Origin of the sequence: Pseudomonas japonica (genome assembly GCF_900188455.1) — a bacterium.
Taxonomy (GTDB): domain Bacteria; phylum Pseudomonadota; class Gammaproteobacteria; order Pseudomonadales; family Pseudomonadaceae; genus Aquipseudomonas; species Aquipseudomonas japonica.
The window spans coordinates 52883-64472 of record NZ_FZOL01000016.1 but is presented as its reverse complement, the minus strand read 5'-3'; the positions used below and the strand labels follow the sequence as shown (position 1 = coordinate 64472).

General features: G+C 65.5%; 10 protein-coding genes. 2 read left to right on the top strand and 8 right to left on the bottom strand.

Features of this window, described 5'->3' with window-relative positions; all coding sequences use genetic code 11:
* Window positions 1-86: 86 nt before the first annotated feature.
* Both cysS and CHB99_RS19070 read right to left on the bottom strand, forming a co-directional pair.
* The gene (gene cysS, locus CHB99_RS19075) at window positions 87-1469 is read right to left on the bottom strand and encodes a cysteine--tRNA ligase (protein WP_042125288.1); all 1383 of its coding nucleotides are present in this window, start codon (window positions 1467-1469) and stop codon (window positions 87-89) included.
* A gap of 9 nt (window positions 1470-1478) precedes the next feature.
* A complete protein-coding gene (locus CHB99_RS19070) occupies window positions 1479-3179 on the bottom strand; it encodes a glutamine--tRNA ligase/YqeY domain fusion protein (RefSeq protein WP_042125290.1) in 1701 nt (566 codons plus the stop codon).
* Between the two features lie 237 nt (window positions 3180-3416).
* Between CHB99_RS19070 and CHB99_RS19065 the strand changes: the two genes are divergently transcribed.
* Both CHB99_RS19065 and lpxH read left to right on the top strand, forming a co-directional pair.
* Window positions 3417-3917: a peptidylprolyl isomerase gene (locus CHB99_RS19065; protein ID WP_042125292.1), complete on the top strand. Its 501-nt coding sequence runs from the start codon at window positions 3417-3419 to the stop codon at window positions 3915-3917.
* Entirely contained in the window at window positions 3914-4639 is a 726-nt protein-coding gene (gene lpxH / locus CHB99_RS19060; RefSeq protein WP_042125293.1) for a UDP-2,3-diacylglucosamine diphosphatase, read from the top strand. Before CHB99_RS19065 ends, lpxH begins: the two co-directional genes overlap by 4 nt.
* On the opposite strand, the gene CHB99_RS19055 is transcribed toward lpxH, so the two are convergent.
* From CHB99_RS19055 to benC, 6 genes are all read right to left on the bottom strand, one after another.
* Window positions 4636-5598 (bottom strand): AraC family transcriptional regulator, encoded by a 963-nt coding sequence (locus CHB99_RS19055; protein WP_042125296.1) that lies wholly within the window; start codon window positions 5596-5598, stop codon window positions 4636-4638. The genes lpxH and CHB99_RS19055 overlap by 4 nt on opposite strands.
* Before the next feature lie 242 nt (window positions 5599-5840).
* Window positions 5841-7091 (bottom strand): OprD family porin, encoded by a 1251-nt coding sequence (locus CHB99_RS19050; protein ID WP_042125298.1) that lies wholly within the window; start codon window positions 7089-7091, stop codon window positions 5841-5843.
* Window positions 7092-7227: 136 nt separating this feature from the next.
* Complete coding sequence (gene catA / locus CHB99_RS19045; RefSeq protein ID WP_042125300.1) at window positions 7228-8154, bottom strand: catechol 1,2-dioxygenase; 927 nt, start codon at window positions 8152-8154, stop codon at window positions 7228-7230.
* A gap of 49 nt (window positions 8155-8203) precedes the next feature.
* Complete coding sequence (locus tag CHB99_RS19040) at window positions 8204-9532, bottom strand: MFS transporter (RefSeq protein ID WP_042125301.1); 1329 nt, start codon at window positions 9530-9532, stop codon at window positions 8204-8206.
* Window positions 9533-9587: 55 nt separating this feature from the next.
* Entirely contained in the window at window positions 9588-10349 is a 762-nt protein-coding gene (locus CHB99_RS19035) for a 1,6-dihydroxycyclohexa-2,4-diene-1-carboxylate dehydrogenase (RefSeq protein WP_042125303.1), read from the bottom strand.
* Window positions 10350-10553: 204 nt separating this feature from the next.
* Window positions 10554-11564 (bottom strand): benzoate 1,2-dioxygenase electron transfer component BenC, encoded by a 1011-nt coding sequence (benC, locus tag CHB99_RS19030; RefSeq protein ID WP_042125305.1) that lies wholly within the window; start codon window positions 11562-11564, stop codon window positions 10554-10556.
* Between the last annotated feature and the right edge of the window lie 26 nt (window positions 11565-11590).

Genomic DNA, 11590 nt, shown 5'->3' with positions numbered 1-11590 from the left:
ATCGCGGGCAACGCCCGCTCCCACAAGGTCCACGGTGTGGGAGCGGGCGTTGTCCGCGATGAGGCCATCAAGGGCGCTGCAGGATTTCAGTCAGCCAGACGCCAGGTGGTCTCGCCTTTCTTGTCTTCCAACACCACGCCCATGGCCGCGATCTGATCGCGAATGCGGTCGGACTCGGCCCAGTTCTTCTCGGCCCGCGCCTGCAGGCGCGCCTGGATCAGCGCTTCGACCTCGGCCGCATCGACCTTGCCCTCGGCACCGGCACGCAGGAAGTCATCGGCCTCCAGTTGCAGCACACCCAGCAACCCGCCCAGCTCACGCAGGCGCGCCGCCAGACCGGCCGCCGCCTGCGCATCACTGTCGCGCAGGCGGTTGATTTCGCGCACCAGGTCGAACAGCACGGCGCAGGCTTCCGGGGTACCGAAGTCGTCGTTCATCGCCGCGGTGAAACGCTCGACGTACGCCTCGCCGCCCTGCGGTGCCACCACCGGCAGGCCGCGCAGCGCGTGGTAGAAACGCTCCAGCGCGCCCTTGGACTCGCGCAGGCTGTCCTCGGAGTAGTTGATGGCGCTGCGGTAGTGACTCGACACCAGCAGGTAGCGCACCACCTCCGGGTGGTACTTGTCGAGCACGTCGCGGATGGTGAAGAAGTTGTTCAGCGACTTCGACATCTTCTCGCCGTTGATGCGGATCATCCCGCAGTGCATCCACGAATTGGCGTACTGCTTGCCGGTCGCGGCCTCGCTCTGGGCGATCTCGTTCTCGTGGTGCGGGAACTCCAGGTCGCTGCCGCCACCATGGATGTCGAAGCTCTCGCCCAGGCAGCAGGTGGACATCACCGAGCACTCGATGTGCCAGCCCGGACGGCCCGGACCCCATGGCGATTCCCAGCTCGGCTCGCCTGGTTTGACGCCTTTCCACAGGACGAAGTCCAGCGGGTCCTGCTTGGCCTCGTCCACTTCGATCCGCGCACCGATGCGCAGGTCTTCGATCTTCTTGCGCGACAGCTTGCCGTAGCCGACGAACTTGCCAACCCGGTAGTACACGTCGCCATTGCCCGGAGCGTAGGCATAGCCCTTGTCGATCAGGGTCTGGATCATCGCGTGCATGCCCGCGATGTGCTCGGTGGCACGCGGTTCCAGGTCCGGCTTGAGGATGTTCAGGCGACGCTCGTCCTCGTGCATGGCATCGATCATGCGCGCGGTCAGGGCGTCGAACGCCTCGCCGTTTTCATTGGCGCGGTTGATGATCTTGTCGTCGATGTCGGTGATGTTGCGCACGTAGGTCAGGTCGTAGCCGCTGTAACGCAGCCAGCGGGTGACCAGGTCGAAGGCGACCATGCTGCGGCCGTGGCCCAGGTGGCAGAAGTCGTACACGGTCATGCCGCAGACGTACATGCGCACCTTGTTGCCGTCCAGCGGTTTGAACGCTTCCTTGGTCTTGCTCAGGGTGTTGTAGATGGTAAGCACGAAATTTCCTCAGCTGCCCCAGGAATCACGCAGGGACACGGTGCGGTTGAATACCGGTTGGCCTGGACGGGAGTCTTTCAGGTCGGCGCAGAAGTAGCCTTCGCGCTCGAACTGGAAGCGGTCTTCAGGCTGGGCGTTGCCCAGCGACGGCTCGGCACGACAACCACGCAGCACCTGCAGCGAATCCGGGTTGATGTTGTCGAGGAAGGTGCCGCCATCGGCGGTCTTTTCCGGGTTCGCCGCCTTGAACAGACGGTCGTACAGACGCACTTCGCACTCGACGCTGCCGTCGGCCGGAACCCAGTGGATCACGCCCTTGACCTTGCGGCCCTCGGGGTTCTTGCCCAGGGTGTCCGGGTCGTAGGAGCAGCGCAGCTCGACGATGTTGCCGTCGGCGTCCTTGATCGCCTCGTCGGCGCGGATCACGTAGCTGCCGCGCAGGCGCACTTCACCGGCCGGCTCCAGGCGCTTGTAGCCCTTGGGTGGCTCTTCCATGAAGTCGTCGCGGTCGATGTACAGCTCGCGGGCGAACGGCAGGACGCGCACGCCCATGTCTTCCTTCGGATGGCGCGGCAGTTCCAGTTGCTCGACCTGGCCTTCCGGGTAGTTGCTGATCACCACCTTCAGCGGGCGCAGCACGCACATGGCGCGCGGGGCGTTGCGGTCGAGGTCGTCGCGGATGCTGAACTCGAGCATGGACATGTCGACCACGCCGTCGGAACGGTTGGTGCCGATCATCTCGCAGAAGTTGCGGATCGACGCCGGGGTGTAGCCGCGGCGACGGAAGCCGGACAGGGTCGACATGCGCGGGTCGTCCCAGCCCTCGACGTGCTGCTCGTCCACCAGTTGCTTGAGCTTGCGCTTGCTGGTGATGGTGTAGTTCAGGTTCAGCCGGCTGAACTCGTACTGGCGCGGCGTGGCCGGCACCGGCAGCTTGTCGAGGAACCATTCGTACAGCGGACGGTGGCTTTCGAACTCCAGGGTGCAGATGGAGTGGGTGATGCCCTCGATGGCGTCCGACTGGCCGTGGGTGAAGTCGTAGTTCGGGTAGATGCACCACTTGTCACCGGTCTGGTGGTGGTGGGCATGGCGGATGCGGTAGAGGATCGGGTCGCGCAGGTTCATGTTCGGCGACGCCATGTCGATCCTGGCGCGCAGGACGCGTTCGCCGTCCTTGAACTCGCCGGCCTTCATGCGTGCGAACAGGTCGAGGTTCTCCTCGACGCCGCGCTCGCGGAACGGGCTGTTGCGCCCCGGCTCGGTCAGGCTGCCGCGATATTCCCGGGCCTGCTCCGGCGTCAGGTCGCAGACGTAGGCATTGCCCGACTTGATCAGGTCCACGGCCCAGTCATGCAGCTGATCGAAGTATTCCGAGGCATAGCGCACCGGGCCGGTCCACTGGAAACCGAGCCACTTGACGTCTTCCTGGATGGCGTCGATGTACTCCTGGTCCTCTTTGGCCGGGTTGGTGTCATCGAAGCGCAGGTGACAGGCACCGCCGAATTCCTGGGCCAGGCCGAAGTTCACGCAGATCGACTTGGCGTGACCGATGTGCAGGTAACCGTTGGGCTCTGGGGGGAAACGGGTGACGATGCTGCTGTGCTTGCCCGAGTCCAGGTCGGCCTGCACGATCGGGCGCAGGAAGTTGACGGGGACGGCGGGCGCGCCTTTGGCGGCATTGGGAGCGGTGTCAGCAGTGGGCTTGCTCATAGGATCCTTGGAATTCCGGTGTCCGGCCCGGGTAGGCCGCGTGAAACAAAGCGCTTATCATAGCCGAAGCCGTCGCGCCGCCGACAGCACCGCGCCGACAAACCGGCGCTAATATCGGGGCCCGCGGCAAAAAAATCACCGCGATCGACGTATCGCCGGCGCCGGAACCGGCGTCAGGGTCTGTAACGCGCGTGCGCACCCTCCTTTTCCACATGCCTTGAGAGAGCGAATTCCAGCATGGCCAAAGTCAAACTGAGCACCAACCACGGCGATATCGTCCTGCAACTGGACAGCGAAAAAGCCCCGAAAACCGCGGAAAACTTCGTCCAGTACGTGAAAGACGGCCACTACGACGGCACCATCTTCCACCGTGTGATCAAGGGTTTCATGATCCAGGGCGGCGGTTTCGACCAGAACATGCAGCAGAAAGGCACCCGCGCCAGCATCCAGAACGAAGCCGACAACGGCCTGGAGAACAAGAAGTACTCCATCGCCATGGCGCGCACCCAGGAGCCGCATTCGGCCTCGGCGCAGTTCTTCATCAACGGCAACGACAACGACTTCCTCAACCACAGCGGCAAGAACATCCAGGGCTGGGGCTACGCGGTGTTCGGTGAAGTGATCGAGGGCAAGGAAGTGGTCGATGCCATCGAGAAGGTCGCCACCGGTTCCAAGTCCGGCCACCAGGACGTACCGAAGGACGACGTGATCATCGAGAAAGCCGAGATCATTGAGTGATACTGCTGATCTCCGATCTGCACCTGCAAGAAGAACGCCCGGACATCACCCGGGCGTTTCTTGATCTGCTGGCGACCCGCGCCCGGGATGCACAGGCCCTGTACATCCTCGGCGACTTCTTCGAAGCCTGGATCGGCGACGACGGCATGACGCCGTTCCAGGCCTCCATCTGCCAGGCCCTGCGCGCGCTCAGCGACAGCGGCACGCAGCTCTTCCTGATGCACGGCAACCGCGACTTCCTCATCGGCAAGGCCTTCTGCAAGGCCGCCGGCTGCACCCTGCTCAAGGACCCCAGCGTGGTCGAGATGCTCGGCGAGCCGGTGCTCCTGATGCATGGCGACAGCCTGTGCACCCGCGACGAAGCCTACATGAAGCTGCGGCGCACCCTGCGCAACCCGCTGAGCCTGTGGATCCTGCGCCACCTGCCGTTGTCCACGCGGCGCAAGCTGGCGCGCAAGCTGCGCAGCGAAAGCAAGGCGCAGACGCGCATGAAGGCCAACGACATCATCGATGTCACCACCGAGGAAGTGCCACGGCTCATGCAGCGCTACGGCGTGCGCACCCTGGTCCACGGCCACACTCACCGCCCGGCGATCCACAAGCTGACCCTCGACGATGGCAGTGCCGCGCGGCGTATCGTGCTCGGCGACTGGGACCGCCAGGGCTGGGCCCTGCAGGTGGACGAACAGGGCTTCCAACTGGCCCCGTTCGATTTCGTCTAGAGTCCCCGCCGCCTGAAGGTTTCCGACGGCAACTCGCCGAAGCGCTGGCGATAGCCCTCGGAAAACCGCCCCAGGTGCATGAATCCGTAGTCCATCGCCAATTCGGTGACGCTGCGCACCGCGCACGTCGGATCGCTCAGGCATTGCCGCAGGCGCTCGAACTTGCACTGCAGCACGTACTGCTTGGGCGTGGTGCCCAACTGCCGGTCGAACAGCGCATAGAACGAGCGCAGGCTCATGTTGGCCTGCTCGGCGAGGACCTCGGCCGGCAGCTCCAGCTTCAGGTTGCGCTCGATGTAGTCGAGGATCCGCTCCAGGCTCGCGCCGTGCGAACCCAGGCTTTCGCGGCGGATATTGGTGCTCAGCAGGGTCAGCAGCTTGCTTGCCAGGATCTGGCTGTAATGCCCCTGCACCCGTGGCAGCGGATCACTGGCTTCCGCCTCCTGGCAGAGCATGGCCAGCAGGCTGACGAAGCCTTCCAGCTCATCCAGCCGGTAATGATTGCGCAGGAAGCGCACCCCGGCGCTGGGCCGCTGCCAGCGTTGCTCGTCGCACAGGGTGTCGAGCAGGCGGGTCGGCACCTTGAGGATGAATTTCTCGCAGTCCTGCGAGTAGGTCAGGTCCACCGGTTCGTCCGGGTTGATCAGCAGCAGCTCGCCTGGCAGCAGGTAGCGCTCGTCCTGGCTGCCACGGCGCCACAGGCAGTTGCCATCGAGCAGGACCTGCAGGTGATAGATGCTCTCCAGGGCCGGCGAGGTGACCCGCACGCTGCCGCCGTAGCTGATGCGGCACAGGTCCAGCTCGGCGAATTTGCGGTGGCTCAGGCTGGCCTGGGGATGAGTGCTGCGGGACAGGCCGATGCAGTGCTGGCCCACGTGCCGGTTGACGTAGTCGGACACGGCGTAGGGGTCGGCGCGGTGGAACACGCTACTGCGCTCGCTCAGCAGGCGGTTTTCCATAGGCAAGGCACTCGTTGTCGTTATTGTTCTGGCGCCGCTGCCTGCCGCGCGCAAGGCGCGGCGGCGGCGGTCGTTCACGGTGGTTCGATTCTAGCGCGTGGCCGGTTTTTTCCGTCGGCAGGCGACCATCGGCGGACAGCCTCAACACTAAGCCCCACCCGCGGGTGGGGCAATGTCGGGCGACGAAAGTCGTGCGGATAACGGACAGCGCGATTAGCACCGCGTGCGATCAGCGCACAGTCTCAGAACAGTTGCCACGTATAGCTCAGGATCAACCGGTTTTCATCGATATCACTGCGGTAGTTCGAGCGCGCCATGGCATTGCGCAGGCGAATCCCCAAGCCCTTCAGCACCCCACTCTGCACCGCATACGTCAGGTCGAGGTCGCGTTCGCGGTCCTTGCCCTCGAAGCCCTGGCCGGTGGTGACGTTATCGCCGCTGATGTAGCGCACCGAGGCGGTCAGGCCGGGCATGCCGAGGGCGACGAAGTTGTAGTCGTAGCGCACCTGGTACGAGCGTTCGTCGGTGTAGGCGAACTCGTAGGTCGGTACTTCGTTGCCCAGCGGGGTGATATTGGCGAACACCCGCGGGAACGGGCTGTCACCGTACATCGCCTGGTAGCCGGCATACAGGGTATGACCGCCACGGCGGGCACTGAACATCGAGAACAACGCCTGGTTGTCGATGCGCCCGAGCAAGGCATCCCCCTCCTCCCGCGCGGTGAAGTAGCCGAGATTGGCACCCAGCACCCAGGCCCCCAACGGCTGGCTGTGCTTGAAACCGACGAAGCCCTGGCGGTAGATGTCCTGCAACTGCCCGTACCACAGGCTGGCACTGGTCTGCCCGCCGTTGAAGGCGTAGTCGCCGCCCAGGTAATCGAAGGCGTCGCTGGTGGCCTGGCGCTGCGGCACATGGCCGAGCATCGCCATCATCTTCTCGTCGCCGGCTTCGTTGCGCAGGTGGGTGGCGTTCAGGTGCCCGGCCTGCACGGTGAGGCCATCGATCTCGCTGGAGCTGAGGCTGACGCCCTGGTAGCTCGGCGGCAGCAGGCGGATATCACTGAAGGTCAGCACCGGCAGGTTGGGTTGCAGCTCGCCGACCCGCAGTTCGGTGTTCGACAGGCGCATCTTCAAGGTCGGCGCCAGACGGCTGTACTCGCTGGCGGCACGGCCGTCGCCGTGGACCGGCAGCAACCCGGTGTTGACCCGGTCGGGGCTGCTGTCCAGACGGATGCCCAGCAGGCCCAGCGCATCCACGCCGAAGCCGACCGGCCCGGGGGTGTAGCCGGACTTGAAATCAAGAATGAAGCCCTGGGCCCATTCCTCGGCCTTCGATTGCTGGCTGGCGCCGACGATGTCGGAGAAGTCGCGGCTGAAGTAGTAGTTGCGGGCGGCGAGGCTGGCCTTGGCATCCTCGAAGAAGCCGTGTTCGGCGGCCAGCAGGGGTTGGCTGAGCAGGCTGATGCCCAGCATGACGCAAGGGGTGTGGTTCATTCCGAAGCTCTCTTGATCTTGTTGTTATGGGGGCTCGCAAGGAATTGGCCGGTGCCCGGCTCTGGTTGTTGTGTCGCCTGATTCGCGAGCACGCTCGCGCCCACGTCCCCTGCGGGAGCGAGCTTGCTCGCGACGATCAGGCTTCCTGCAACGCCCGCGGCCGCTTGCTGCGCGCTTCGGCCTCACTGTCCGCGGCCTGCTGCAGATGGAAATCGAACACCAGCTCGGCATACCGCCCCGCCACGCCGCGCGCGCCGTCCTCGCGGAACACCACCTCGCCCACCAGCCCGTCGCGGGTGGCGTAGGCGAAGTCGTCCCACAGGTACTGATCGCCCGACAGGTTGATCTGGGTGGTCAGGTGCCGGTGCCCCGGCGCCGAGATGAAGAAGTGCACATGGGCCGGACGCTGGCCATGCCGGCCGAGCAGGTCCAGGCATTCCTGGGTCGGGCCCTGCGGATCGCAGCCATAGCCGGACGGCACGATGCTGCGCGCACGGTAGCGACCCTCGCTGTCGGTGACGATGCGCCGACGCAGGTTGAACGCCGACTGGCTCTGGTCGAAGAACGAATAGGTGCCACGGGTATTGGCATGCCACAGGTCCACCGTGGCACCCGCCAGCGGTCGCCCCTGGGGATCGAACACCCGGCCTTCGAGGAACATCGGGATGGCGACGTTTTCCTCGCTGCCGTCGTCCATGCGCACCTGGCCCTCGGCCAGTGGCGCGCCGGCCACGTACAGCGGCCCCTCGATGGTCCGCGGGGTGCCACCGCCGAGGCCGGCCTGGGCGTCCTTGGCGTCCTGCAGCAGGTCGAGGAAATGCTCGATGCCCAGCCCCGCCACCAGCAGCCCGGCCTCGCCCCGACCACCGAGGCGGTTGAGGTAATCGACGGCATGCCAGAACTCGTCCTCGCTGATCTCCAGGTCTTCGATCAGGCGCGCGGTGTCCTGCAGGATGCGCTGCACGATGCACTTCAGGCGCGGGCTGCCTGCGTCGTTGCGAAAGCCCGCGGCTTCTTCGAAGAACGCCTGGGTGGCGGGGGTCTGGGAAATCTTCACGGTCATGATTGCGGTCCTCTTTTGTTTTCTTGAAATGGGTAGCGCTCGACACACGTCAGGACGAAGCAGCCGGCAACACCACCGCGCGCCGGCCGCTGGCCAGGTGCACGGCCATGGCCAGCGCGGCGATCGCGCCAGGGATGGCGAACGCGAGGAAGTTCAGTTGCAGCGGCAGTTGCATGCCCATCAGCGCGCCGCCCAGCAGCGGGCCGACGATGGCGCCGTTGCGGCCGATGCCGGAGGCCCAGCCAAGGCCGGTGGAACGCACCGACAGGCCATACAGCTGGGCAGCGCCGGCATACAGGAGGATCTGCGTGCCGATGGTGGTGGCGCCGGCGATGAAGATCAGCAGGTACAGCACCGGCATCGGGCTGTTGACCCCGAGCAGGCTGATCGACAGCGCCGCGCCGAGGAAGAACGCCACCTTGACCTTGACCAGGTTGTAGCGGTCGCCCAGCCAGCCGCCGAGGATGGCCCCGGCCATGCCGCCGAAGTTCAGCGCGAGCAGGAACGACAGGCTCGAACCCAGGCTGTAGCCGGCGCTGGCCATCAGCTTGGGCAACCAGGAACTGAGGGCGTAGACCATCAGCAGGCAGCAGAAGAACGCCAGCCACAGGGCCAGGGTGCGCACCGCCAGGCCGTTGCGAAACAGCTCCAGCACCGAGGCGCCCTTGCCCTTGCGCTCGACGGCCTGGAGCTGATCGCCGGCCTGCACGTCGCAGTGCGGATCGAGGCGCTTGAGCAGCACCCGGGCCTCTTCCGTGCGGCCCTGGCGCACCAGGAAGCCGATGGACTCCGGCAGGTAATGCAGGATCACCGGCAACAGCAGCAACGGCAGCGCGGCGGCGAAGAACATCGACTCCCAGCCGAAACGCGGCAACAGAAAGATGCCGACCCCGGCGGAGAGCATGCCGCCCAGCGAGTAGCCGCTGAACATGATCGCCACCAGGGTGCTGCGCAAACGCTTGGGTGCGTACTCGTTCATCAGCGCCACGGCGTTGGGCATCAGGCCGCCGCAGCCGAGCCCGGCGACGAAGCGGTAGATGCCGAATTCACCGGGACTGCTGGCGAAGCCGTTGAGAATGGTCGCCCCGGAGAACAGTGCGAAACAGATGGCGATGCCTTTCTTGCGCCCGATGCGGTCGGCCAGGCTGCCGAAGGCCAGTGCGCCGAACATCATGCCGAACAGCGCGTAGCTGCCCAGGGCGCCGGCCTGCAGCGGCGTCAGGCTCCACTCCTTCATGATCACCGGCAACACCACGCCGTAGATGAACAGGTCGTAGCCGTCGAAGATCAGCAGCAGACCGCACCAGGCCATGACCCTCCAGTGGAAGGGAGAAAAGCGTGCGTTATCGATGATCGGGTGGATATCCAGGGTTCGCATGGCATCTGTCTCGGTTGTTTTTGTTGTTCGAGGAAAACCTTGCCGGGGGCGGCGCTCAGCCGAGGTCGCCACCGCCTACCGGCAGGGTCGTGCCGGTGATGTACGAAGCCTCGTCGGAGGCCAGGAAGAGGATTGCGCCGACCTGTTCGTCGATGCTGCCGTAGCGGTTCATCAGGCTGCTGGACAGGGTCTGGTCGACGATCTGCTGGTACCAGGCCTTCTCGTCCGCGCTCTGCTCGGCGGCGTTGCGCGGGATGCGCCGCGCTGGCGCCTCGGTGCCGCCGGGGGCGGTGGCGTTGACGCGGATGCCGCGCCCGGCGGTCTCGAAGGCCAGGCACGCGGTGAGTGCGTTGACGCCGCCCTTGGCCGCGCCGTAGGGCACGCGGTTGACGCCGCGGGTGGCGATGGACGAGACGTTGACGATGGCGCCGCTGCCGCGTTCGAGCATGTACGGCAGTGCCGCGTGGCAGCACCACAGGGTGGGGAACAGCGAGCGGCGCACCTCGGCCTCGATCTGCGCCACCTCGTAGTGCTCGAAGGGCTTGGCCCAGATAGTGCCGCCGACGTTGTTGACGAGGATGTCGAGCTGGCCGAAGGTCTGCACTGCCGTGGCCATGACCCGGGCGCAGTCGTCGTGGAGTTCGAGGTCGGCGGTGAGGGTCAGCATGCCCTCCCCGGCCAGCTCATGGACCAGTTCGGAACGGTCCACCGCCACCACTTTCGCGCCCTCGGCCTTGAGCCGCCAGCACACGCCGCGGCCGATGCCCTGGGCGGCACCGGTGACCAGGGCGACCTTGTCTTGGAATCTGTTGTTCATGTTCATCTCCTGAATCTGCTGTGTGGCTACTGGCCTGCACTCCCCTGTATGACCGCTGGCCTGCATCCCCCTGTAGGAGCTGGCTTGCCTGCGAAGGCCTGCAAAGCAGGCCCAATCCAGTCACCGCCATAATCAGGGACCGCTACGCGGTCCTTCGCAGGCAAGCCAGCTCCTACAAAAGCCGAGTGCCAAGCCAGACTGGCGTTAGGCGGCAGCCGCGAACTTCTCGAAGTAGAAATTCACCGGCTCGATCCCCTGCTCACCGAGGTACCGGCTCACCGCCTCGACCATCGGCGGCGGCCCGCACAGGTACACATCGACATCGCCGTCGTTCAGGTGGCCCGGCTCGATGTGCTGGGTGACGTAGCCCTTCTGCGGGTACTGGCTCTCGGGATTGGCCACGCAGGCGCTGAAGGTGAAGCCCGCAATGCGCGCGGCGAAATCCTGCAGGCGCTCCAGCTCGACCAGGTCGAAATCGTTGCTGACCCCGTAGATCAGGTGCAGCGGATGCGCGCTGCCCTGCTCGGCGATCTTCTCCAGCATCGCGGTGAACGGCGCCAGCCCGGTGCCCCCGGCCAGCAACAGCAGCGGCCGCTGGATCGGCCGCAGGTAGAAGCTGCCCAGCGGCCCGGCCAGGGTCATCGGGTCGCCGGCCTTGGCCAGCCCGGTGAGGAAGCTGCTCATCAGCCCACCTGGGACGTTGCGGATCAGGAAGCTGACCTCGCCGTCGCGCTGCAGCGAACTGAAGGAATACGCCCGGCTCTGCGCGCTGCCCGGCACCTGCAGATTGACGTACTGCCCCGGCAGGAAGGCCAGGCGATTCAGGGATTCGCCCTTGATCGACAGGGCGATGGTGCTGGCTGAGAGCTGGCGCACGTCGCTGATGGCCGCCTCGAAACTGGCCTGCTCGGTCTTGCACAACTGCGACGCCGCCGGGATGCGCACCACGCAATCGCTCTCGGCGCGCATCTGGCAGGTGAGCACGTAGCCACGGGCGATTTCGTCCGCGCTCAGGGCATCCTCGATGAAGTTGTCGCCGAGGTCGTAGCGCCCGGACTCGGCCTGGCACTTGCAGGTGCCGCAGGCGCCGTCGCGGCAGTCCAGGGGGATGTTGATGCCCTGGCGATAGGCGGCGTCAGCCACGGTTTCGTGACCTTCGGCATGGATGAAACGGGTGACCCCGTCCTCGAAATTCAGTGCGATCTGGAAGCTCATGTGGCACCTCGCGGGCGAAGCGCGGC

Bases quoted from the DNA above. Each gene is read 5' to 3' on its own strand.
- CHB99_RS19070 (WP_042125290.1), bottom strand. From the start codon at position 3,179: ATGAGCAAGCCCACTGCTGACACCGCTCCCAATGCCGCCAAAGGCGCG.
- CHB99_RS19065 (WP_042125292.1), top strand. From the start codon at position 3,417: ATGGCCAAAGTCAAACTGAGCACCAACCACGGCGATATCGTCCTGCAA.
- CHB99_RS19055 (WP_042125296.1), bottom strand. From the start codon at position 5,598: ATGGAAAACCGCCTGCTGAGCGAGCGCAGTAGCGTGTTCCACCGCGCC.
- CHB99_RS19050 (WP_042125298.1), bottom strand. From the start codon at position 7,091: ATGAACCACACCCCTTGCGTCATGCTGGGCATCAGCCTGCTCAGCCAA.
- catA (WP_042125300.1), bottom strand. From the start codon at position 8,154: ATGACCGTGAAGATTTCCCAGACCCCCGCCACCCAGGCGTTCTTCGAA.
- CHB99_RS19040 (WP_042125301.1), bottom strand. From the start codon at position 9,532: ATGCGAACCCTGGATATCCACCCGATCATCGATAACGCACGCTTTTCT.
- CHB99_RS19035 (WP_042125303.1), bottom strand. From the start codon at position 10,349: ATGAACAACAGATTCCAAGACAAGGTCGCCCTGGTCACCGGTGCCGCC.
- benC (WP_042125305.1), bottom strand. From the start codon at position 11,564: ATGAGCTTCCAGATCGCACTGAATTTCGAGGACGGGGTCACCCGTTTC.